The sequence below is a fragment of the Skermania sp. ID1734 genome, assembly GCF_007489285.1.
Lineage (GTDB): Bacteria > Actinomycetota > Actinomycetes > Mycobacteriales > Mycobacteriaceae > ID1734.
Map to the genome: position 1 here is coordinate 107,908 of NZ_VLIY01000001.1, position 22,708 is coordinate 130,615.

General features: G+C 66.1%; 23 protein-coding genes. 15 read left to right on the forward strand and 8 right to left on the reverse strand.

Annotated elements, in window-relative coordinates:
- Positions 1-62 precede the first annotated feature (62 nt).
- Genes FOS14_RS00340 through FOS14_RS00350 form a run of 3 tightly spaced genes read left to right on the forward strand, consistent with a single transcriptional unit; the run spans position 63 to position 3,355 of the window.
- Positions 63-1,604 (forward strand): NAD(P)/FAD-dependent oxidoreductase, encoded by a 1,542-nt coding sequence (locus tag FOS14_RS00340; RefSeq protein ID WP_143768273.1) that lies wholly within the window; start codon positions 63-65, stop codon positions 1,602-1,604.
- Complete coding sequence (locus FOS14_RS00345) at positions 1,601-2,428, forward strand: SDR family oxidoreductase (RefSeq protein WP_143768274.1); 828 nt, start codon at positions 1,601-1,603, stop codon at positions 2,426-2,428. Before FOS14_RS00340 ends, FOS14_RS00345 begins: the two co-directional genes overlap by 4 nt.
- Positions 2,429-2,431: 3 nt before the next feature.
- Positions 2,432-3,355 (forward strand): alpha/beta hydrolase, encoded by a 924-nt coding sequence (locus FOS14_RS00350; RefSeq protein WP_143768275.1) that lies wholly within the window; start codon positions 2,432-2,434, stop codon positions 3,353-3,355.
- On the opposite strand, the gene FOS14_RS00355 is transcribed toward FOS14_RS00350, so the two are convergent.
- Positions 3,311-4,186 (reverse strand): glycine betaine ABC transporter substrate-binding protein, encoded by an 876-nt coding sequence (locus tag FOS14_RS00355; RefSeq protein WP_143768276.1) that lies wholly within the window; start codon positions 4,184-4,186, stop codon positions 3,311-3,313. The two genes, FOS14_RS00350 and FOS14_RS00355, sit on opposite strands and share 45 nt — an antisense overlap.
- 84 nt (positions 4,187-4,270) lie before the next feature.
- Here FOS14_RS00355 and FOS14_RS00360 point away from each other — a divergent pair, with 84 nt between their 5' ends.
- From FOS14_RS00360 to FOS14_RS00375, 4 genes are all read left to right on the forward strand, one after another.
- Entirely contained in the window at positions 4,271-5,206 is a 936-nt protein-coding gene (locus FOS14_RS00360; RefSeq protein ID WP_143768277.1) for an ABC transporter substrate-binding protein, read from the forward strand.
- Positions 5,203-6,273 (forward strand): ABC transporter ATP-binding protein, encoded by a 1,071-nt coding sequence (locus FOS14_RS00365; protein WP_143768278.1) that lies wholly within the window; start codon positions 5,203-5,205, stop codon positions 6,271-6,273. The genes FOS14_RS00360 and FOS14_RS00365 overlap by 4 nt, the downstream gene beginning before the upstream one ends.
- Positions 6,270-6,902: an ABC transporter permease gene (locus FOS14_RS00370; RefSeq protein WP_143768279.1), complete on the forward strand. Its 633-nt coding sequence runs from the start codon at positions 6,270-6,272 to the stop codon at positions 6,900-6,902. The genes FOS14_RS00365 and FOS14_RS00370 overlap by 4 nt, the downstream gene beginning before the upstream one ends.
- Positions 6,903-7,101: 199 nt before the next feature.
- The gene (locus FOS14_RS00375) at positions 7,102-7,815 is read left to right on the forward strand and encodes an ABC transporter permease (RefSeq protein WP_143768280.1); all 714 of its coding nucleotides are present in this window, start codon (positions 7,102-7,104) and stop codon (positions 7,813-7,815) included.
- On the opposite strand, the gene FOS14_RS00380 is transcribed toward FOS14_RS00375, so the two are convergent.
- The 3 genes from FOS14_RS00380 to FOS14_RS00390 form a co-directional block, all read right to left on the reverse strand.
- Positions 7,736-8,932 carry an NADP-dependent malic enzyme gene (locus FOS14_RS00380; protein ID WP_143768281.1) on the reverse strand — a complete coding sequence of 399 codons (1,197 nt, stop codon included), beginning with the start codon at positions 8,930-8,932 and terminating at the stop codon, positions 7,736-7,738. The two genes, FOS14_RS00375 and FOS14_RS00380, sit on opposite strands and share 80 nt — an antisense overlap.
- A gap of 383 nt (positions 8,933-9,315) precedes the next feature.
- Complete coding sequence (locus FOS14_RS00385) at positions 9,316-9,582, reverse strand: hypothetical protein (protein ID WP_143768282.1); 267 nt, start codon at positions 9,580-9,582, stop codon at positions 9,316-9,318.
- A 29-nt stretch (positions 9,583-9,611) separates the two neighbouring features.
- Positions 9,612-10,466, reverse strand: a complete 855-nt coding sequence (locus FOS14_RS00390; protein WP_143768283.1) for a PHP domain-containing protein — start codon at positions 10,464-10,466, stop codon at positions 9,612-9,614.
- 71 nt (positions 10,467-10,537) lie between these two features.
- Between FOS14_RS00390 and FOS14_RS00395 the strand changes: the two genes are divergently transcribed.
- Positions 10,538-11,620 (forward strand): magnesium and cobalt transport protein CorA, encoded by a 1,083-nt coding sequence (locus FOS14_RS00395; RefSeq protein WP_143768284.1) that lies wholly within the window; start codon positions 10,538-10,540, stop codon positions 11,618-11,620.
- Entirely contained in the window at positions 11,617-12,903 is a 1,287-nt protein-coding gene (locus FOS14_RS00400; protein WP_143768285.1) for an acyl-CoA thioester hydrolase/BAAT C-terminal domain-containing protein, read from the forward strand. The genes FOS14_RS00395 and FOS14_RS00400 overlap by 4 nt, the downstream gene beginning before the upstream one ends.
- Before the next feature lie 10 nt (positions 12,904-12,913).
- Here the strand turns inward: FOS14_RS00400 and FOS14_RS00405 are convergent, their stop codons facing one another.
- The gene (locus FOS14_RS00405) at positions 12,914-13,489 is read right to left on the reverse strand and encodes a suppressor of fused domain protein (RefSeq protein ID WP_143768286.1); all 576 of its coding nucleotides are present in this window, start codon (positions 13,487-13,489) and stop codon (positions 12,914-12,916) included.
- Positions 13,490-13,522: 33 nt separating this feature from the next.
- Between FOS14_RS00405 and FOS14_RS00410 the strand changes: the two genes are divergently transcribed.
- On the forward strand, positions 13,523-14,149 hold the full coding sequence (locus FOS14_RS00410; protein ID WP_143768287.1) for a phosphatase PAP2 family protein: 627 nt from the start codon (positions 13,523-13,525) through the stop codon (positions 14,147-14,149).
- Here FOS14_RS00410 and FOS14_RS00415 read toward each other — a convergent pair.
- Positions 14,146-14,631 (reverse strand): general stress protein, encoded by a 486-nt coding sequence (locus tag FOS14_RS00415; protein ID WP_143768288.1) that lies wholly within the window; start codon positions 14,629-14,631, stop codon positions 14,146-14,148. The two genes, FOS14_RS00410 and FOS14_RS00415, sit on opposite strands and share 4 nt — an antisense overlap.
- Before the next feature lie 52 nt (positions 14,632-14,683).
- Complete coding sequence (locus tag FOS14_RS00420; protein WP_255449938.1) at positions 14,684-15,667, reverse strand: CoA ester lyase; 984 nt, start codon at positions 15,665-15,667, stop codon at positions 14,684-14,686.
- A 55-nt stretch (positions 15,668-15,722) separates the two neighbouring features.
- On the opposite strand from FOS14_RS00420, the gene FOS14_RS00425 reads away from it, so the two are divergent.
- The 5 genes from FOS14_RS00425 to FOS14_RS00445 all read left to right on the forward strand — a co-directional run bounded on the left by FOS14_RS00425 (position 15,723) and on the right by FOS14_RS00445 (position 21,157).
- Positions 15,723-17,000, forward strand: coding sequence for a magnesium transporter MgtE N-terminal domain-containing protein (locus FOS14_RS00425; RefSeq protein WP_143768290.1), 1,278 nt, complete (start codon positions 15,723-15,725; stop codon positions 16,998-17,000).
- An 8-nt stretch (positions 17,001-17,008) separates the two neighbouring features.
- Positions 17,009-17,575 (forward strand): DUF1003 domain-containing protein, encoded by a 567-nt coding sequence (locus tag FOS14_RS00430; RefSeq protein ID WP_143768291.1) that lies wholly within the window; start codon positions 17,009-17,011, stop codon positions 17,573-17,575.
- Between the two features lie 211 nt (positions 17,576-17,786).
- A complete protein-coding gene (locus FOS14_RS00435; RefSeq protein ID WP_143768292.1) occupies positions 17,787-19,025 on the forward strand; it encodes a lytic transglycosylase domain-containing protein in 1,239 nt (412 codons plus the stop codon).
- 124 nt (positions 19,026-19,149) lie between these two features.
- Entirely contained in the window at positions 19,150-19,989 is an 840-nt protein-coding gene (locus tag FOS14_RS00440) for a lytic transglycosylase domain-containing protein (RefSeq protein ID WP_185981546.1), read from the forward strand.
- 31 nt (positions 19,990-20,020) lie between these two features.
- The gene (locus tag FOS14_RS00445; protein ID WP_143768293.1) at positions 20,021-21,157 is read left to right on the forward strand and encodes an Mrp/NBP35 family ATP-binding protein; all 1,137 of its coding nucleotides are present in this window, start codon (positions 20,021-20,023) and stop codon (positions 21,155-21,157) included.
- Between the two features lie 125 nt (positions 21,158-21,282).
- Here FOS14_RS00445 and FOS14_RS00450 read toward each other — a convergent pair whose 3' ends face one another.
- Complete coding sequence (locus tag FOS14_RS00450) at positions 21,283-22,644, reverse strand: bifunctional lysylphosphatidylglycerol flippase/synthetase MprF (RefSeq protein ID WP_143768294.1); 1,362 nt, start codon at positions 22,642-22,644, stop codon at positions 21,283-21,285.
- Positions 22,645-22,708: the final 64 nt, after the last annotated feature.

Below are 22,708 nucleotides of genomic sequence, written 5' to 3' on the forward strand. Positions count from 1 at the left end.
CTATTGAACACTAATCAATAGACTATTGACTGATGCTCAATAGGTGCCCTAGAGTGCGGTACATGAGTCCTCAGGTTACAGACAACGGCGTCGAACCCCGCAAGAGCGCCGCTCCTCGCCACGTGCACACTCTCATCATCGGTAGCGGCTTCGCCGGTCTCGGCGCCGCCATCCGCTTCGCCCAGGACGGTCGAGACGACTTCCTGGTGCTCGAGCGCGGCAGCGAGGTCGGCGGCACCTGGCGCGACAACACCTACCCGGGCGCGGCCTGCGACGTTCCGTCGCACCTCTACTCGTACTCGTTCGCGCTGAACCCGGACTGGTCGCGCTCGTTCTCGCGGCAGGGCGAGATCCAGGCGTACATCAAGAAGGTCGCCGACAAATACGACGTGCTCGACAAGCACGTCTTCGACTGCGACGTGCAGTCGGCGCACTGGAACGGCAAGGCTGCTCAATGGGAGGTGCAGACCTCGCAGGGCAAGTTCACCGCCAACTTCATCGTCTCCGCGGTCGGCGCACTGTGTGAGCCGTCACTGCCCGACATCAAGGGCATCACCGAGTTCGCCGGCGAGATCTTCCACTCCGCGCAGTGGAACCACGACGCCGACCTCACCGGCAAGCGCGTCGCTGTCATCGGCACGGGCGCTTCGGCCATCCAGATCATCCCGGCCATCGCCGGCCAGGTCGCGCACATGGACGTGTACCAACGCACCGCGCCGTGGCTGCTCCCCCGCTTCGACCGGCCGTATACCGAGGTCGAAAAGTTCGCGTTCAAGCACATTCCCGGCTTCCAGCGGCTCTCCCGCGCGGGTATTTACTGGGCCCGCGAAACCCAGGTCTTCGGCCTGGCCAAGGCCCCGATCATGATGAAGCCGCTCGAACTCATGGCCCGCGCCAAGCTGATGTACGAGGTGCGCGACAGCGAGCTGCGCGAGAAGGTCACGCCGAACTTCCAGATCGGCTGCAAGCGCATGCTCATCTCGAACGAGTACTACCCGGCTCTGGGTCGCGACAACGTCGAGCTGGTCACCGACGGCATCAAGGAAGTCCGCAAGGATGCCATCGTCACCAAGGACGGCACCGTCCGCGAGGTCGACGCGATCGTGGTGGCCACCGGTTTCCACGTCACCGACTCCCCGACCTTCCAGACCATCTTTGGCAAGGACGGCCGCAGCCTCGCCGACGTCTTCGAGGAAGGCGGTCAGCAGGGCTACAAGGGCTCGGCCATCAACAACTTCCCCAACATGTTCTTCCTGGTCGGCCCGAACACCGGCCTGGGCCACACCTCGATGGTCTTCATGATCGAATCCCAGATCAACTACGTGGCCGACGCGTTGGACACCGCCGATCGCCAGGGTCTGCGCACCGTGGAGGTCCGCAAGGACGCCCAGGACGCCTACAACGACGAGCTCCAGGAAAAGCTCGCCAAGAGCGTCTGGAACAACGGCGGCTGCGCCAGTTGGTACCTGGACAAGCATGGCAACAACACCACGCTGTGGCCCGGTTTCACCTTCGAATTCCGCCAGCAACTGCGTAAGTTCGACATCGACAAATACGACGTGAGCGTCGCGGTCGACAACAAGGAGAAGGTGGCGGCCAAGTGAGCGATTTTCAAGACAAGGTCTGCGTAGTCACTGGCGCCGGCTCCGGCATCGGCCGGGCGCTCGCGCTCAACCTCGCTCGGCGCGGCGCCAAGCTCGCCATCTCCGACGTTGACCCGGCCGGTCTGGCCGAGACCGAACGACTGGTTCGCGAGACCGGCGCCGAGGTGAAGGCCGACATTCTCAACGTCGCCGAGCGCGAAGCGGTGCTCTCCTACGCCGCAGCCGTCAAGGCGCATTTCGGCAAGGTCAACCAGGTCTACAACAACGCCGGCATCGCCCACCACGGTGACGTGGAGCGTACGGAGTTCAAGGACATCGAGCGCGTCATCGACGTCGACTTCTGGGGTGTCGTCAACGGCACCAAGGCCTTCCTGCCGTACCTGATCGAGTCCGGCGACGGGCACGTCATCAACGTGTCCAGCCTGTTCGGCCTCATCGCCATTCCCGGCCAAAGCGCATACAACGCCGCAAAGTTCGCGGTGCGCGGCTTCACCGAGGCGCTGCGCCAGGAGATGCTGATCGAGCGCAAGCCGGTCAAGGTGACCTGTGTGCACCCGGGCGGCATCAAGACCGCCGTCGCGCGCAACGCCACGGTGACCGAGGGCGCCGACCAGAAGTCGCTCGCGGAGTTCTTCGACAAGAAGATGGCACTGCACTCCCCCGAGATGGCGGCGCAAACAATCGTTGACGGGGTGCGTAAGGGCCACGGTCGCGTGCTGATCGGTTTCGAGGCCAAGGCGCTGGACCTGCTGGTCCGCGTCACCGGCTCGGGCTACCAGCGCCTGGTCGCGCTGACTGCCAGCCGCCTGATGCCGCCGCTGTAGCCGATGCGACCGATCGCGCTGCCGTCGCCGGTAGTAGGAGCGCTGCTGCGCCCCTGCTACCGGCTGGCGCTCAACCACCGCCTCCCGTTCACGGTGCAGCGTCAACTTCTCGACGCGATCGCGCCCGTGCAGACGCTGCCTCCGGGTGCCCGGCGGGCGCGCCTGACGCTGGGCGGCCGACCGGTCGAACGGTGGACGGGCTCCACAGCCACGCGCGGTGCGGTGCTCTACCTGCACGGCGGCGGCTACACCGTCGGGTCGTTCCGGACACACCGGTCGGTGGCGGCATATCTCAGCCGCGCGGCCGGTGCGCCGGTCTACTTGCTCGACTACCGACTCGCGCCGGAACACCCGTATCCGGCCGCGGTCGATGACGCAGTTGCCGCCTTCGACGAATTGATTTCCGTCCACGGCTACCCACCCGGCCAGATCGCCATCGCCGGGGATTCCGCGGGCGGTGGGTTGGCCGTGGCGACGACGCGCCGGCTGGTCGATGCCGGGACCGTGCCGGCCGCCCTCGCCGTCATGGCGCCGTGGGTTGACCCGAACGACACCGAGGTCGGCCAGTACGACCTGGTGCTCAACACTTACTGGTCCAAGGCCTGCGCGCTGGCCTACCTTGGCGCTGGCGACCCGAACGACCCCGGCTATGCGCCGCTGCTCGGCCCGCTCGAGGGCCTGCCGCCGACCTTGATCCACGTGGCCAGCGACGAACTACTGCGCGATCAGGCCGTTGCGCTCGCCGACAAGCTGCACGCAGCGGGTGTCGACGCGCGGTTGGTGGAGCAACCGCGGCTCTGGCACGTAGCCCACCTACAGGCTGCGCTCGTTCGCGAAGCGCGCGAGGCCGTGGACGATCTCGGCACCTTCATCAAGCAGCGGCTAGAAGCCATGTCCGTCGAGCCACCCACGCGTGACGTCGGCTGAGCGGACATCAGCGCGCTGCGCCTGCTCGACCAGGTCCCGCAGGTCAGCGGTGGTGAGTTCGCCCGCCACCCGATTCAGGATGCGGATCTGCGCATCGTCGAGCGAGCCGGTGCGGAACAACGGCAACACGTAGTTGGCGCCGAGCGCGTACTTGTCGTCCGACAGCGCACCAAAGCCGCTGTCCGACAATGCCGGCGAATCCGGCGGCAGGATCACCGCCTGAACTTCGCCGCGCCGCAACGCGTCCGGCAAATCTTCAGCGGCGTAGATCCGCACGCTCCCGAAGGTGCATCCGTAGACGATGGAAAGTTCCTGCAGTCCAGTTTTTTCCGCGGTCGTGCCGACCGTGGTATCAGCGCATTTCGGAGCCAAATGTGCGATGGAGCCAATGCGTTGCGCCGCCTCGTGGCGCATCACCAATTCGGGCCCCCACTCGGCCATTGCGTAGTCGGACACCGAAAGGCCCTGCGGGAGAGCTCGATTCAATGCGGCATAGACATCGTCAGGTTTGCGCTGCGACGCCTGCGGCTCGAGGTAGTCCAGCAGCGCACCGGAAATTTCCGGCACCAGCGTCACTTGTGTCGCGTCGAGGTCGCGCAAATATGTCGCGCGGTCACCGAGACTCAGGTCCGCCTTAACCGCAGTACCGGAACGCGCGAGCGCGCCAGCGTAGATCTGCGCGACTATCCGGCTTTCCGTGGTGTTGCCCGAACCCACAGTGACGGCCGGTTGTGCGGGCCGGTCCAGGACGGGATCGTCGGCGCAGCCGGCGAGGGCCAGGCAGCAGGCGACGATCGTCAGCAATCGGCGGCGGGAGGTGGTCGATGCCATGATCTTGCCGATAGTAGTAGCCGGGCCTGTCACGCCCCGTCGTTAGACTGACCACGTCCGGCACCGGTCGACGGAAGGACGTCCATGCGCAGTCGCGCGATGCGGTGGGTGACCGCCGTTGCAGTCGCCGTTTCCCTGGCTGCCTGCAGCAACAGCAATCCCTTGACCGGCGGCACCGGCGGCGACAACAACCCGATGACCGTCACTGTCGGTTCGGCAAACTTCCCCGAATCCGAAACGGTCGCCAATATTTACGCAACGGTGCTGCGCATCAACGGTTTCCAGGTGACCACCAAGTTCGATATCGGCAGTCGGGAGGCCTACGTGCCGGCCGTGAAGGACGGGTCCATCGACGTGATCCCGGATTACACCGGCAACCTGCTGCGGTACCTGGACAAAAATGCGACGGCCACATCGGCGACCGACGTGGTCCATGCCCTCCAGTCCGCCCTCCCCGACCAACTTACGATTGCCAACCCGGCCCCCGGCGAGGACAAGGATGCCGTCGTGGTGACCAGGGAAACCGCGCAACGCTGGCACCTGCATTCCATCGGCGACCTGGCTGCGCACTCGGCCGAAGTGAAGTTCGGTGCGCCGGCAGAATTTCGGGAGCGTCCCGTCGGCCTGCCGGGGCTGAAGAAGAACTACGGCCTCGATATCGCTGCGGACAACTTCGTTCCCATTTCCGATGGTGGTGGTCCTGCGACGGTTCAGGCGCTGGCCAGCGGCCAGATCACCGCGGCCGATATCTTCACCACCTCACCGGCAATCAAGAAAAACAACTTCGTGGTCCTGGCGGACCCGAAGGACAACTTTCCCGCGCAGAACGTGGTGCCGTTGCTGAACAAGGCCGCCTCGTCGGACAAGCTGGTGAAGGTGCTCAACGTCGTCTCATCGCGGCTCGGCACCGATGGCTTGCTCGCACTGAACGACATGGTTTCCGGCGACCAGAAGATGGAACCCGACAAGGCCGCGCAAGGGTGGGTCGGCCTCGTGCAACTCGACAAGCCGATCGGATGATCGAATTCGTCGGGGTTGGCAAGCGATATCCCGATGGCACCGTCGCCGTCGACAACCTCGATCTTCGCATCGAGTCCGGGCAGTTCACGGTCTTCGTCGGCCCGTCGGGCTGCGGGAAGACGACATCCATGCGGATGATCAACCGGATGATCGAACCGACCAGCGGCGCCGTGAAAGTCGACGGCCGTGACGTCGCCGACGCCGACCCGGTTCGGCTGCGCCGGGGCATCGGGTACGTGATCCAAAGCGGCGGGTTGCTGCCGCACCGGACGGTCGTGGACAACGTGGCGACCGTTCCGGTGCTGAACGGGATGTCGCGCAAGGCCGCGCGTCATGCCGCACTCGACGTGCTGGAGCGGGTCGGCCTCGATACCGCGTTGGCCAAGCGTTACCCCGCGCAGTTGTCCGGCGGCCAGCAACAACGCGTCGGTGTGGCGCGTGCGCTGGCGGCCGACCCGCCGATCCTGCTCCTCGACGAGCCGTTCAGCGCGGTTGATCCGGTGGTGCGCGAAGAACTGCAGGCCGAGATGCAACGACTGCAAGCGCAACTGCACAAGACCATCGTCTTCGTCACCCACGATATCGACGAGGCGGTCAAGCTCGGTGACAAGCTGGCGGTGTTCGGTCCTGGCGGCGTCTTGCAGCAATACGATTCGCCACAGCAGGTATTGACCAGCCCCGCAACCGCTTTCGTCGCGGATTTTGTCGGCCGGGACCGCGGCTACCGCGGGCTGTCCTTCCGCAGCGCTGAGGGACTCACGTTGCGTCCGTTGATCATCGCGAAACAGGATGGACTGGCCGATGTGCGCCTCGCCCACGGTGAGTGGGCGCTCGTCGTGGATTCCGCTGGAGCGCCTCACGGTTGGGTCGACTGGGCGGGTAACCGATTCGCCGGCGGTTCGGTGTTTCGCCGCGGTGGTGATCTGCGCCAGGCACTCGACTCGGCGATCTCGTCCCCGTCCGGGTTGGGCATTGCGGTCGATGAAAACGGCACGGTCATCGGCGGATTCGACGCGGGCGACGTGATCGCGCTCCTCACCGACCTGCGGCGGCGCGATCAGCGATGAACTATCTCATCGACAACTTCGATGTGGTGTCCGGCCTCACCAAGACCCATCTCTACCTGGCGCTGCTGCCGTTGCTCGTCGGATTTGCGCTCGCGGTGCCGATCGGCGTTGTGATGCACCGGGTTTCGTGGCTGCGGCGCACTACTATCACCGTCGCCAGCATCGCCTATACGATCCCGTCGCTGGCGTTGTTCGTGACGATTCCGGGCATCCTCGGCCTGCGCATCCTGGATCCGCTCAACGTGGTAATCGCGTTGAGCATGTTTTCGGCCGCCTTGCTGGTGCGGGCGATGCCCGAGGCGCTGGATTCGGTGCCGCCGACTGTCGTCGACTCGGCAAATGCCATGGGATTCACCACCATCCGGCGCACCATCGGCGTCGAATTGCCCCTGGCCATTCCGGTGCTGGTCGCCGGCATCCGGGTGGTCGCCGTGACCAACATTTCACTGGTGTCGGTGGGATCGGTGATCGGCATCGGCGGCCTCGGGCAATTGTTCACGCAGGGCTATCAGCGGGACTATCCCGGTGAGATCCTCGCTGGGATCATCGCCATCGTCGTGTTGGCGCTGTTTTTCGACGCATTGCTGTATCTCACCGGCCGACTGCTTACCCCCTGGACGCGTGCATGACTCCACATCCCAGCAGCCCCCGCTCGTCCGGTCAGCGCTGCGTTGCTGTGCGTGAATTTTCACCGCCCGCGGTGAAAATTCACGCACGGGGTCAGGGAGGCGTAGGGCTTACTGTCGGCACGCCCCGCCCCTCCGCTCCTCGCTGCGTTCCTCGCTGCGCTGCGGTACTCGCTGCGATGCTCACGACGGGACGCGCCTAGTGTTCGCCGACGCTTTTGCCTTCATCGTCGACCCGAGCAACTGGTCGACCGACACCGGAATCGGCCACCGTATCGCCGAACACCTGTGGTACAGCTTCCTGGCGGTGTCGCTGGCCGCCGTGATCGCGATCCCGCTCGGGCTGGCGATCGGGCATCTGCGCCGCGGCGAGGTGGTGCTGGTCGGCGCCGTCAACGCGATGCGGTCGTTGCCGACGCTGGGCCTACTGACCTTTCTCGTGCTACTGCTCGGATTGGGTCTGTTGCCGCCGATTCTGGCGTTGGTGCTGCTGGCCATCCCGCCGCTACTGGCCGGCGCCTACGCCGGAATTGCCAACGTGGACCCGACCGTCGTCGACGCGGCGCGCGCGATGGGCATGACCGAACCGCAGGTGCTGATGCGCGCCGAGATTCCCAACGCCTTGCCGCTCATCATCGGCGGCATCCGCAACGCGACGCTGCAGGTCATCGCCACCGCGACGGTGGCCGCCTACGTCAACCTGGGCGGCCTGGGCCGCTACATCTTCGACGGCCTCGCGCTCTACCAGTACGACCGCGTCCTGGTCGGTGCGATTCTGGTCGCCGTGCTTGCGCTGATCCTGGACGGCATCCTCGCGCTGGCCGTACGGGCGAGTGTCAGGCCACGCCCTCAGCGCGCGCAGCGTCAGCGACGGCGGCGGCGACCGCTTCTGCGACCCGCGGGTCGAGCGGGCTAGGCACGATCTTGTCGACGCTCAGTTCGTCGGCGACCACCGACAGGATGGCGTTGGCGGCGGCGATCTTCATGCCCTCGGTGATCCGGCGCGCGCCGGCATCCAGCGCGCCCTTGAACACGCCCGGGAACGCGAGCACGTTGTTGATCTGGTTCGGGAAGTCGCTACGCCCGGTCGCCACAATGGCCGCGTACTTGCGTGCGTTATCAGGGTGAATTTCCGGGTCCGGATTGGACAGCGCGAACACGATCGATTCCGGCGCCATGGACGCGATTAGCTCTTCGGGAATCTTGCCGGCCGACACCCCCAGGAAGACGTCGGCACCGTCGAGCGCCTCGGCCGCTCCGCCGGTGAGCTTGCGCGGGTTGGTGCGCTGCGCCAAGTCGACCTTGACCGAGTTGAGATCGGCGCGCTCGCCGCACACGATGCCCTTGGAGTCGAGCACGATCACATCCTCGATGCCGACCGCCAGCAGAATGTTCGCGCACGCGACGCCCGCGGCACCGGCCCCGGATATCACGACCCGCAACCGACTGATGTCGCGCTGCTGGACCTTGACCGCACCCTGCAGGGCGGCCAAGACCACGATGGCGGTGCCGTGCTGGTCGTCATGCATCACCGGACAGTCGAGCGCCTCGATGACCCTCTTCTCTATCTCGAAGCAGCGCGGCGCGGAAATGTCTTCGAGATTGACGGCACCGAAGCTCGGGCGCAGGCGCACGAGGGTTTCGACGATCTCGTCGGGGTCCTTGGTGTCGAGCACGATCGGGATGGAGTTCAGGTCGGCGAACTTCTTGAACAGCGCCGACTTGCCCTCCATGACGGGCAGCGACGCGCGCGGGCCGATGTCGCCGAGGCCCAGTACCGCCGAGCCGTCGCTGACCACGACTACCAACCGGTCGGTCCAGGTGTAGCGCTTGGCCAGCGTCTCGTCGGTGGCAATCGCACGGCTGACCTGCGCAACCCCGGGCGTGTACGCGATGGACAGATCACGCTGGGTCTCCAGCGGCGCGGTGAGTTCCACCGAAAGCTTGCCGCCGACGTGGCTGGCGAAGATCTGCTCGTCGGTGATCTCAGACAGGCTGTTCGGGGTACTCGGCGCTTCAGTCACAGCTGACACGATGACACTCCTGCTAGCGGCCGACGCATTCGGGTCGGATTACCGCTGGGTAGATGGGCTGGAGTGCGCGACCACCGCAATGTGGCCGTCGCAACGACTTCGGGAGTGGGCGGGCGGGCTGGTGAGCCCGGCATCAGATAAGCCACGCTAGCCCCGCGCGGGGCGGTGGCACCGGCGCAGGAAACTCAAGTCTGCCACCACGGCGCGATTGGGTGCAATTGGGCCCGGTGATCGTTGCGCCTCACCGTAGGGCAGCGGGATTTCCTCGACGTTAGAACCGTCTCGCCGGTGCGGTGCGCAGCCGGTGAGGTGAGGTCAATTCCACCGCCGACCGCCAGGTCAATTCCGCCACCGACCGATCAATTCCGCCACCGACCGCCAGGTCAATTCCACCACTGCGTCCACAGCAACGCTGCAGTTACGCCGAACACCACCATCGAAGCCAGGAATGCGGTAAGCCCCCGACGCCGATCCGCAAGGACTTGGGCGCCCAGCACAACGACGGTGGCGACGACGTGGGCGGTGACCGAGACCGTTCCCGGCCCCGGAAAGTCATGCAGCCGACCGAGGATCGCGGCGCCCACCACCACCGCCGTCAAGGCCGTGACACCACCGGCGACCAACCCGCTGAGGGCGCGAAAAAACCTCAACCCACAAACCTCTCCAACACTCAGCGCGCTCACTTGCCAACGACGGCCGCGCCGCTCGCACAGTCGGTAATTCGTTCGAATTCTCCAGCAGCGGTGTGGTATTCACCCAATCCCACCCTCTTGTTGCGGCCGTGGTAGTCGGAGGAACCGGTGCGGATCAGCCCGAGCGAGTCGGCGAGTTCGGCCAGCAACTCCCGGTCAGGGGCGCTGTGATCCGGGTGATCGATTTCCAATCCGTTGAGGCCGATTGCCGCCAGCCGGCGAATGTGCTCGATCGCCAACAGCCGCCCGCGGGTGCGGGCGCGCGCATGCGCGATGACGCTCACTCCCCCGGCGGCACTCACCATCCGCACCGCATCGTCGAGCGGTGTGTCCTGCTTGTCCACGTAATACGGCCCGTTGTGCGCCAGCAATCGGGTGAAGGCCTCGTCGACGCTGTCCACCACGCCCGCCGCGACCAGCGCGCGCGCCAGGTGCGGCCGCCCGGCCGAACCACCGGCGCTGGCCAGCACCGCGTCGGCGTCCACGGCGTATCCGTCGGCCGCCATCCGCTCGGTCATCGTCCGCAGCCGAGTCACCCGTTCAGCGCGCAGTCGCTCCCGCTCGGCAGCGAACGCGGCACTGTTCGGGTCGAAGAGGTAAGCCAACAGGTGCACCGGCACGGGCGCACCGTCTTCACCGTCGCCAACGCAGGACATCTCCATGCCCCGGACCAGCCGCAATCCCGGCGGCAGGGCGGCGGCCGCGCTGTCCCAACCGGCGGTGGTGTCGTGATCGGTGATCGCCACGACGTCGAGCCCAGCGGCCGCCGCCTTACCCATCAATTCAGCCGGGGAGTCGGTGCCGTCCGAGGCCGTGGAATGGGTGTGAAGATCAATACGCACGCCCGACAGTCTCGCAGGCGCACCCGTCAACGCTCCGCTCGGCGTGGCGGCTCCGGCGTAGCATTCGACAAATGCCGTCAATTCCGTCACTGCCGCCGCGGCGCTTCAACCAGCGTCAACACGCGGCAACGATCGGCGGCAACAGCCTGGCCCCGGCGGCGGACGCCATCGTCGACTGCGCGGTCTACGTCGACGGTGAGCGGTTGCCCGGCCAGTGCAGCCATACCGATGCGTTGTCGGTCGCCCGCGAACACCCGGGCGCGTTCGCCTGGGTTGGTTTGCGGGCGCCCAACGAGTCGCAGATGGCCGCGGTGGCGCAGACGTTCGGCTTACACGAACTCGCCGCCGAGGACGCGGTGCACGCGCACCAGCGACCGAAGCTGGAGCGCTACGACGACCTGCTGTTTCTGGTGCTGCGCACGGTCAACTACGTCGAGCACGAGTTGAACACGGTCAGCGAGATCGTGGAGACCGGCGAGATCATGGTGTTCGTCGGCACCGACTTCGTGGTCACCGTGCGCCACGGCGATCACACCGGGTTGCACGGCGTCCGGTTGGCCTTGGAGAAGAACCCGCATCGGCTGGCGCTCGGCCCGGCCGCGGTGTTGCACGCCATCGCCGACCATGTTGTCGACACCTATCTCGCAGTGACGAATGAACTCGAAGATGATGTCGATGAGATGGAGGAAGCCGTCTTCACCCCCGGATCGCGCGTGGGCGTCGAGCCGATCTACCAGCTCAAGCGGGAAATCGTGGAACTGCGGCGCTCGGTGAATCCGCTGTCCGGACCGTTGCAGACGCTCACCCAGGAACAACTGGTGGCCATTCCCAAGGAAGTGCGGCGGTATCTGCGCGACGTGGCCGATCACCACACCCTGGTGGCCGACCGCATCGCCGAATTCGACGAGACGCTCAGCTCGTTGGTCGACGCCGCGCTCGCCAAGGTGACACTGCAGCAGAACACCGATATGCGCAAAATTTCCGCGTGGGTGGCCATCGCGGCCGTGCCCACAATGGTGGCCGGCATTTACGGCATGAATTTCGAGCACATGCCGGAGCTGCAATGGACCTTCGGGTATCCGACGGTGCTGGGCGTCATCGCGCTCATCTGCCTCGGGCTGTACGCCACGTTTCACCGCAATGACTGGTTGTGAGCGACGGAACCTTCGCGAAGGTGGTTGGCGTGGACATCGTGGTCGATCCAGCGGATTGTCCTGTCGACTCCTGTCCGAGCTTCCGGACGTCAGGGTTGCCTGCTGACGCTCGAGTCGAGTTGCGGGTCAGCACCGTCGATGCGGCCGGTCACGAGTGGCGCTCTACCGGCGCCTACACGGTCGAGCAGGACGGCACCGTGCAGCTTCCCGATCCTGACCGCCCATGGTGGGACATGGAATTCACCGATCGCTCAGCAGTACCGGTCACCTTCAGCGCGCCCGACGACGGCCTGGAGTACCAGGTTGAGCTGTCAGCGCTGGGCGAGACGGCAACAGCCACGGCGACGCGCCGCTGGTCGGCGAATGTCGTACGCGACAACGTTCGCGGTGACGGCTGGATGTTGCGGACCTACCTCAAAACCGGACTGACAGAACCGGCGGCTGGGGTCGTGGTCGTTCCGGGTTCGACAGGGCTGGCCGCCATGGCGCCGATGGCCGCATTGCTCGCCGCTCGTGGATACGCGGCGGCGGTGTTGGCCTACATGGGCGAACCGGGGCTACCGGAGTCGTTTCGCGAGATCCCGCTCGAAGCCATCGATTCGGGCATGCGCGCCTTCGCCGCCTGGTCCGGACTGGATCGAAATCGCGTTGGGGTGGTTGCTGCGTCGGTGGGGACCGGAGCAGTCCTGTCCGCATTGGCGTTGAGTGACGCAATGCCGGTGCGGTGCGTCGTGGCCATTTCGCCCACAGACGTGGTGTGGCAAGCGTTGGGATCCGCCGGTCCTCCGCCCAAGGCATCATCGTTGACGCATGCCGGCGCGCCGCTGCCGTATCTGCCGATTCGAGGCGAGAAGCTCCTCGGCCAGATAGTGCGAAACGCGTTGCTGGGCAAGGTGAGCCGAAAGCCGCGGTCAAGCGCGCTGACAATGCTCGACGCCTTCGCTCGCGGCGCGGTCGATTCGCCGCAGTCGGCGCGGGCACGAATTCCGGTGGAGCGCATCGATGCTCCAATCCTTGCGGTGGCCGGATCGGCCGACAAGATGTGGCCGGCAAAATTGATGGCAGCGGCGGTGATCGATCGACGCCGCCAACATGGCACCGGCGAGCACGATGAACTCCTTGTCCTCGACGACGTCGGTCACTTCGTGCGACCACCGGTGATCCCGACGACGGTGGACCGCAACGATGCCCTAGTTTCGGGCGGCACGCCCGTCGGCGTCGCACGCGGCCAGCGACGAGCGTGGGCCACGATTGTGGACTTTCTCGAATCCAACCTGCGATGAGAAGTCGCGACTACAGCTGTGCCGCCGTGCGCTTCGGATCGCGGACATCGATGCCCGCCTCCTGCCACGCCTCACGCAAAGCCGCCGCGCCGCGCAGTCGAACCCAGGCCGCCTCGGTCGCGGTGATCGGCACCGCGTCGAGGAACACCACCGGGTCGGCCGGTGGGGATAGCGGCAACTGAGCAATCGTCGACTCGGCGAGCAGCACAGCCGTGAACGGCGCTGCGGCCCAAAGTGGTTCACCGACATCGAGCAGCGCATCGGGGGCAAGGACCAGACCCTCGACCGCGGGGGTAGCCGCGAGTACGGCCAGGGTTCGATGCAGCCCCGCAGTGGTCATCTTGTCGCGCAACGTCATCACCAGTTCCGCGCGCGGACCTTTGACCGGGTCGGCGTTCAGGTCCGCGGGGTCGGTCATCGGGCGGCGCGAGCAACCGAGCGTCGCATAGTGAATCAGTTCGCCAGCGCTGAAGCGCAAGACATCGATCGGCTCGACACCCAGAAAGGTCACCGACGCCACCTGCGGCTGACCATCCAGGTTCTCGACGAGGTGGTCGCGAACACGCGCCAGGACGGGCTCAGTCACGCGTCCATCCTCGCATTGGGCCACCATGGGAGGGTGCGCACGCCGGTTGCTATCGCGGTTCTGGGTTGTTTGCTGACCGTCCTGCTGCCGTTGTCGTTTCCAGCCAACGGCGGCGCGACCGGCCCGGACGACTGGGCATCAGAGGAGGTCACCGACTCGTTCGGCGGTCAGCATTCGTTGCTGTCGGCGCTGGCCGAGCCGTCGGTGTCCACCGTTTTGCTGCCGATCATCGGCGTGGCATTCGTGATTCTCGCGTTCCGGCGGCGCTGGTATGGCGCCGCGGTCGTGCTGATCGGACCGCTGCTGGCGGTGGCGGTGAACAGTTGGGTGCTCAAACCGATCTTCGACCGGCACCTCAGCTACTACCTGGCCTACCCGAGCGGGCACACCGTCAGCCTGATCGCGGTCGTCACCGCGCTTGCCCTGGTTACCGCGGGCGTGCTGCGCATGGCAGTGCTCGTCATCGGCGCGCTTGCCATGCTGTGTGCGGCCATCGGCATGATCGGCCTGGGCTATCACCACCTGACCGACATCGTCGGGGGAATCGGCGCGGGGGCAGCACTGGTGATCGCGTGGTGGCTGCTGCTTGGATGGCTGGTCCGGCGTCGACCCGTAGGTCGACAGCCAGATCAGCAGGTCGGTGCGGGAGTCAGCGGCTAGATGGCCAGCTTGGCCAGCAGGTCGCGGGCGGCTTCGGCCGAGCGCGGGTCACAGGTGACGTCGTAGCGGCCGGCGACGAGTTGCATCGTCGAGGCAAAGTCGCGCTGACCGCGGGTCGCGGCATACGGGATGGTGGTCGAAATGACGCCGAACACCACGCCGCCGACAATGCCGACGAGCAACGGTCCCAGCAATCCACCCGTGAAGATACCGAGCAGCAGACCCAGGAAGACGCCGAGCCAGGCCCCGGAAACGACGCCCCCGCCAATGACTTTCGTCCAGGTGAGCCGGCCCAGCACGCGCTCGACCTGCATCAGATCCACCCCGACGATAGTGACGTCCTCGACGGCGAAATGATTGTCGGCCAGGTAGTCGACCGCCCGCTGCGCCTCGGCATAGGTGGGATAGGAGCCGATCGGCCAGCCCGATGGCGGCGTTGGTAAGCCGCGAGCCCGACCGGCCCCGCCTAATGGATTGGTCATGTCCATATTCTCCCATCCCGACGCCGCGGCGCCGCTTGGGTTGCGCTGCCGACTACCCGGCAGGTGGGGTGAACTCGCTGGTTCGACGCATCCCGGCCGCTCGCCCTTTCTCGGCGATCACCTGCGCCATCTTGGCGCTTGCCTCGTCGATCATCTCTTCGCCCAGCATCACCGCGCCACGCGAACCACCGGCGGTGGATGTGTGGTAGGCGTAGGCGTCGAGGATGAGTTCCGCACGGTCGTAATCGGATTGGCGCGGGCTGAAGATTTCGTTGGCCGCCTCGATCTGGGTCGGATGCAGCACCCACTTGCCGTCGAAGCCCAGCGCGGCGGATCTCCCGGCCGCTCGCCGGAAGCCATCGAGGTCGCGAATCTGCAGGTATGGCCCATCGATTGCCTGTAAGCCGTGGGCACGGGCAGACAACAAGATCGACATCAAAATGTGATGGTAGGCATCGCCGGTGTCGTAACCCTCCGGCTGTTCACCGACAACGAGGGTGCGCATGTTGATGCTCGCCATGAAATCCGCGGGCCCGAACACCAGCGTCTGCACCCGCGGGCTCGCCGTGGCGATTGCGTCGATGTTTTTGAGCCCCACCGCATTTTCGATCTGCGGTTCGATGCCTATTGCCCCGACCTCGAGCCCGTTGGCCTGCTCGAGTTGGGTCAGCAACAGCTCCAGCGCCACCACCTGACCGGCATCGACCACCTTCGGCAACAGGATCGCGTCGAGGTTCGCGCCCGCGCCCGTTACTACCTCGATCACGTCGGCATAGGTCCACTGGGTGGTCCAGTCGTTGACCCGGACCACGCGAATCTGATCGCCCCACCCGTCCGAGTTCAACGCCGCGACAATGTTTGCCCGGGCGTCGGCTTTGGCGAGCGGCGCGACGGCGTCCTCGAGGTCCAGAAAGACCTCGTCGGCGGGCAAACCCTTTGCCTTCTCGATCATCTTGACGCTGCTGCCGGGGACGGCGAGCACTGAGCGGCGCACCCGTGTGCGGTCGTTCGATGCTCGTTGGGAATCCGGTTGCACGGCGTTTGCCTCCCTGTCGACCGTTACCTGTTGTTGACGCTCTAGCCTGACACCCATGGCTGCGGTGAACAAAGTGTTCGCCGCCAGGCTGGCCGGCCTGGTGGTGCTCGGGCCCGACGGGGAGTCCGTCGGGCGCGTGCGTGATGTCGTCATCACCGTGCGGGTGGGCCGCCAGCAACCGCGGGTGTTGGGTCTGGTCGTCGAATTGGCAACGCGGCGGCGGATTTTCGTGCCCATGCTGCGGGTCACCGCAATCGAACCCGGCGCGGTGACCCTCAACACGGGAAATGTCAGTCTGCGCCGGTTCTCACAGCGCCCGGGCGAGGTGCTCGCGCTGGCGCAGATGGTCGATTCCAAAGTGCGAGTGGACGATCCCGAACTTCCCGACCTCGCCGACACCGACCTGATCGTGGTAGATCTCGGCATCGAGCAGGCCCGCACCCGCGACTGGGTGGTATCGAAAGTGGCGGTGCGGGCCCACCGTGGCCGGCTCGGCCGACGCAGCGCCGTCCACGTCGTGGATTCGCCGAACGTCGCTGGGCTGACGCCGAGCGACCTGGCCATGCCGAACCAGGCCGTCTCGCAACTGCTTATGCAGTTCGACGGCTTGCGCCCCGCGGATGTCGCCAACGCGCTGCGGGAACTGCCGGAAAAACGCCGACTCGAGGTCGCGTTGGCACTCGATGACGAGCGCCTCGCCGACGTGGTGCAGGAACTGCCAGACGACGACCAGGTCGACCTGCTCGGCCAACTCGAAGTCGAGCGCGCCGCCGACGTGCTCGAGGCGATGGACCCCGACGACGCGGCGGACCTGCTCGGCGAATTGCCTGAGACCGAGGCCGAGTCGCTGCTGCGGTTGATGGACCCGGTCGAGTCGGAACCGGTGCGCCGACTGCTCGAGCATCTGCCCGACACCGCGGGTGGCCTGATGACGCCGGAACCGGTGATCCTCGGACCGGCCACCACCGTGGCCGAGGCGCTCGCCCGGGTGCGTAACCCCGACCTGACCCCGGCCACGGCCAGTCTGGTGTTCGTCGTCCGGCCGCCGACCGCCACCCCGACCGGCCGCTATCTCGGCTGTGTGCACCTGCAGCAGCTGCTCCGCGAGCCGCCGGCGAGTCTGGTCGGTGGCGTGCTGGACACCGACCTGCCGCGGTTGCGTCCCGAGGCATCGCTCGCCGCGGTCACCCGCTACTTTGCGACGTACAACCTCGTGTGCGGGCCGGTGGTGGATGAACAGGATCATCTCCTGGGTGCGGTAACGGTTGATGACGTCCTCGACCATCTGCTCCCCGAGGACTGGCGCGAGCAGGAGGACGTCGGCGATGAGTGAGTGGGCCGATGACTGAAAAGAACCAGCCGCGCTCGCGCCTCGACACCCCGCGTGGTTCCCGTGGGCTGCGGTGGCAGTTCGATGTCGAGGCAGCCGGCCGGGCCAGTGAAAGCATCGCCCGCTTCCTCGGCACCGGCCGCTACCTTCTTATTCAGACGGTCATCGTTGTGGTCTGGATCCTGTTGAACGTCTTTGCCGTTCGCCTGCAATGGGATCCATACCCGTTCATCCTGCTAAACCTTGCGTTCTCCACCCAGGCCGCGTATGCGGCGCCGCTGATTCTGTTGGCGCAGAACCGGCAGGAAAACCGCGACCGGGTATCGCTGGAGGAGGACCGCTCCCGGGCGGCACAAACCAAGGCGGACACCGAGTTTCTGGCCCGCGAACTGGCCGCACTGCGGATCGCGATCGGCGAAGTGGCCACCCGCGACTACCTGCGCCGCGAACTCGATGATCTGCGCACGGAACTCGCTGCCCTGCAGCGCCTTGACGGCGGCGACCGGGGCGACGGCGGATACCGGGGAGAAGGCGGCCCGGGTCACGGGTCGGCGAAGTCGCGCAGTTCACGAAAGTAGGAGTAGTTCCACCGAAATTGGCGCGGCTTTGGAGAAGATTCCAAACCTCGAGAATCCGCCGAAAGGCGCCCGCGACGGTGTCCGCAATATGTAGTCTTGGTCACGTTGTACTCACTGACCGATTACAAATCGGTTGGTGTGCGGTTGCGACGAAGCTGCCCAGTTACTGACCAGACCTATACAAGACGAACTCCGCAGGTGGTGTTGACGAATGCGGTTGAGAGCGCCAATCACGATGTCGGCGATCGTGCTTGCAGGCCTGGTTACGGCGGGGTCTTCAGCGATCACCCTCAAGGGACCGGACCCACGCACACCCGCTCCGTTGCTCAGCGCCGCCGCGCTCGAGCAACAGCAGAGCGCCACTGTGCAGTTGGCTACGCACGTCGGCATCGTCCCGGCCGCACCTCGCCAGGCCTACAAGATGCGCGCCGCAGATCCGATGATGCCGTCGGCCGCTTTTGCCGCGGGCACGCCGATCAAGGAGGTCGCCATCCCGGGTGTGCTCGGCGCCTTGGGCATTCCCGAAATCGCATTGGCCGCTTACCGCAATGCGGAATTGGCGATGGCCCAGTCAGATCCGGGCTGCGGATTGAGCTGGAGCCTCTTGGCTGGCATCGGCCGGATCGAGTCGGGTCACGCCGGCGACGGCCGCACCGACGCCGCCGGGACCACCATCACCCCAATCCTCGGCCCGTCGCTCGACGGCCACCTCCCGGGCAACGAGGTGATCCGCACCGCGGGCGGTGAGTACGTCCGCGCCATCGGACCGATGCAGTTCTTGCCGAGCACCTGGGCTCATTACGCCTCCGACGGCAATGGTGACGGCATAGCCGACCCGAACAACGTCTTCGACGCATCACTGGCCGCCGCCAAGTACCTGTGTTCCGGCGGCCTCAACCTGCGCGACCCAGCCCAGGAGCTGCGGGCGGTGCTGCGCTACAACAACTCGATGTCGTACGCGGCGAACGTGTTGACGTGGGCGGCGGCCTACCAAGCCGGCGGTACGCCCACTACGGTGCCGGTTTCGCCAAACCTGATCCCGCCCAGCGATTCTGTCGCGCTCGCCGCCGGTCCGGCCGACCCAGCCGCCGCCGCTGCCGCACTGGCCGCCAGCGGAGCCGCGAGTTCGACCACAACCACCACAACAACGACGACCACCGCGCCGCCAACCACCACCCAGCAGATGATCACCATTCCGGGGTTGCCGCCGATTCCGTGCGGAATCTTCTGCCCGCCACCGCCGCCTCCGCCGCCCACGCCAGCAGCTCCAGCGGAGCCGGCCAAGACCACCCCGACGGGCGGGGCCGAGCAAAAGGCACCGGCAGCAGATCCCGAACACAAGGCGCCGGCGCCCGTGCAACCAGCGGCCACCACCACCGCACCGGCACCGGCTCCGCCGTCGATACAGATCGGCGGCTTCAAGCTGGTCATTCCCGGCCAACCCGGTTAATAGATAACGATTTGGGGAGACTTAGATCACAGCAAGATAACAGAAGCATCTCGAATCGAGTACCCTCGACTCCGGTCTTGTATCGGAGGGGCCTGACCACGGCCCATCGGGAGGTTTCAACCGCGTGGGACGCCATCGCGCCAAGTCCAACTTCACGCTTCGTCGGCAGTCGTTCTTGGCGATGTCGGGCTTACTTCCAGCCGGAATCGTCGCCGCGGCATCAACCGCAAATGCGTCGGGAGACGTAGCGCCGGTGGCCCGACCAGCGCACGAGATCGCGACTGTTGCCGCGGCCAAGACGGCGCCCCCGCCGGCGGTGCAAGCGCACGCCATCGCAGCGGCTCCGCAACCGGCTGCTGTGAAACAGGCCGCCGCCCCGGCACCACCCGAGCCTCCAGCGGCCCTGGTCCCCGGCCCGCTCGGCATTCCGCCCATCAACTTCGCGGCCTACAAGAACGCGGAACGGATGTTGGCCCAGCAGGACCCCGCCTGCGGCATGCCGTGGAGCCTGCTGGCCGGGATCGGCCGCGTCGAATCCACCCAGGCCAACAACGGCAATGTCGACGCCAACGGCACCATGATCACCCCGATCTACGGGCCGATCCTCGACGGCAGCCTCGCCGGCAACAATGTGGTCGCCGACACCGACGGTGGCGCGCTCGACGGCAACGCCACCTACGACCGCGCGGTCGGGCCGATGCAGTTCCTGCCCGAGACCTGGAAGCGCTACGGCTCCGACGGCAACGGTGACGGCAAGGCCGATCCGCAGAATATCTTCGACGCCGCGCTCACCACCGGGAAATATCTGTGCGACGGCGGGCTGAACATGGGTGATTTGGCCCAGCGGACCACCGCGATCCTGCGCTACAACAACTCGATGGCCTACGTCGCGAACGTCATGGCCTGGTCGCTCGGATACGCCACCGGAATTGTGCCAACTCCGCAGCAGCTTCCGCGGATCTAAGCCTCGCCCGGCCATCTCCTACGATTGAGCCATGCCCGTTGTCACCGAATCCGCAGTTCGTGCCGCACTGACCAAGGTCATCGACCCGGAGATCCGCAAGCCGATCACCGAGCTGGGCATGGTCAAGAGCGTCGCGGTCCGCGACGACGCCAGCGTGCATGTCGAGGTCTACCTGACCACCGCTGGATGCCCGATGCGCACCGAGATCAGCAACCGGGTGGCCACGGCCGTCGCCGACGTGCCAGGTGCGGGGCAGGTCACCGTCGACCTCGACGTCATGAGCGACGAGCAGCGCACCGAGCTTCGCAAATCGCTGCGCGGCGATTCCGCCGAACCGGTCATCCCCTTCGCCCAGCCAGGATCGATGACCCGCGTCTACGCAGTCGCCTCCGGCAAGGGCGGCGTGGGTAAGTCAAGCGTCACCGTGAACCTGGCGGCCGCCATGGCCGCGCGCGGGCTGTCCGTGGGGGTGCTCGACGCCGATATTTACGGCCACTCCGTACCGCGGATGCTCGGCACCGACGCCCGCCCCACCCAGGTGGAGCGGATGATCATGCCGCCCGTGGCCCACGACGTGAAGGTCATCTCGATCGCCATGTTCACTCAGGGCAACACGCCGGTGGTGTGGCGCGGACCCATGCTGCACCGCGCGCTGCAGCAGTTCCTCGCCGACGTTTTCTGGGGCGACTTGGACGTGTTGCTGCTCGACCTGCCGCCGGGCACCGGCGACGTGGCTATCTCGATCGCTCAGCTCTTACCGAGCGCGGAGATCCTCGTGGTCACCACCCCGCAGGCCGCCGCGGCGGAGGTTGCCGAGCGTGCCGGTGCGATCGCCCTGCAGACACGCCAGCGCATTGTCGGCGTAGTGGAAAACATGTCGTGGCTGGAGTTGGCGGACGGCACCCGGATGGAACTGTTCAGTTCCGGCGGCGGGCAGGCCGTGGCCGACCGGCTCAGCAAAGCCGTCGGCGCGCCGGTTCCACTGCTGGGCCAGATTCCGCAGGACCCTGCCGTCGTGGACACCGGTGACAGCGGCACGCCGATCGTGCTTTCGGCCCCCGATTCGCCGGTTGCCCAGGCACTGAAGAGCGTCGCCGACAAGCTCGCCGTCCGGCAGCGCGGACTGGCCGGGATGTCACTGGGGATCGACACGACGCGGCGCGGGTAAACGGACTTTCAGTGCTGCCGACGGTGCTCGATCGTCGGCAGCCACTTTCAGTGCTGCCGACGGTGCTCGATTGTCGGCAGCCACTTTCAGTGCTGCCGACGGTGTTGACTTGTCGGCAGCCACTTTCAGTGCTGCCGACGGTGCGGCACGAATTCCAGCGTCAGCAACGCGAACGCCGCCGGGACCAGCTCCCGCAACCGGACCAGCACGAACCGCTGTTCGCCAAGCGCGTGGAACTTGCGCAGAAAGCGGTACAGCGACTCCAGATTCAGCAACGGGTCGCCGAAATGCACCAACCGGTAGCAGACCCGCGAGCCGAAACTCCGGTCGGTGTCGGTGAACAGCTCCGGGAAGGCCGCAAACGCAAGCGAAATACGCTGCACGCCTTGCGACTTGCCATACTCGACAAGGTCGACGATCATCCGCTCGTCGATCCCGTTGGGGGCATGTTTAGCTCGCCACGGAACGTCGATGGTCAACTCGCGACCGCGCGCGGAACTGCCGTAGCGCTGGAATCCCACCACGCGACCCTCGATGTCGCGCGCAATGACCACGAGCATGCCGGGATTCCGGCCGTCGAGTAGGTGATCCAGAATCATCGAGAAGCCGCGAGTCTGCCGGCCGGACTTCCATTGATCCACCACGGCGAGCAGTTCGTCGCGGGTCTCCTCGGAAAGTGCGTGCTCGGAAAGGATTTCCGTGGTGACGCCGAAATTGTGCGTGCGGCTGACCGCCTGGCGCAGGTTACGGAACTTCCGGCCATCGAGGTTGAAGTTGGCGACATCGATCACCACGTCGCGGCCGATGGGCACCTGCCGCAGCGGCGGTGTTGCCGACACCTGCCAGGTCTTGAGGCAACGCTCCCCTGCGCCCAAAACGGTCACCCGCCATCCCCGCGACCGCGCGAACGCACAGAATTCGGCGATCACGTTTTCGAAGGCCGCTTCGTCGCCGATCGGATCGCCGGACACCACCGCCATCCCCGCGCGGGCGTGGTAAGCGATGGCAGCCGTTCCAGCATCGTTGAAGTAGTAGCTCTTCATCGAATGCAGCGCGAAGGGCGCCAGCGGGTCCAACACCGTCCGATCGACCAGCGCGGAAACCCGGTACATCGATTGCGGCTCCGGCCGGCTCCGCACGGGCAGCATCAATACCGCTCCTGACGCGCTCAACATCGCGAAACCCGCGTGCGGGTGCTCGGCGCGGTACCCGAACTCCGCAAGCGCCACCAGCAGCAACGCAATGGTGGAGTGCGCGAGGGTGACCGGCCGATTCAGGTGGAGTCCGCGCGCGACGAACAACCCGGCGATCGCGATCGCGTACAGCCACGGCCGCGGGTCGCCGTGATGACCGCTGCGCAGCGCCGTATACGCAAATACGCCGCTGATCAGCAGGAACGCAACAACCAGAATGGGCCGCAGCGCCGCTGGCGCCGAACGGGAACGTTCATGCTGCGCCATGATGCGCGCGCTAACGCGGGCATGCATACCTTTCCCTCCCCTTCGTCATGGCGAGCCGTGAAGCGGGCATGCCAAAAGAGGTTGCACATGG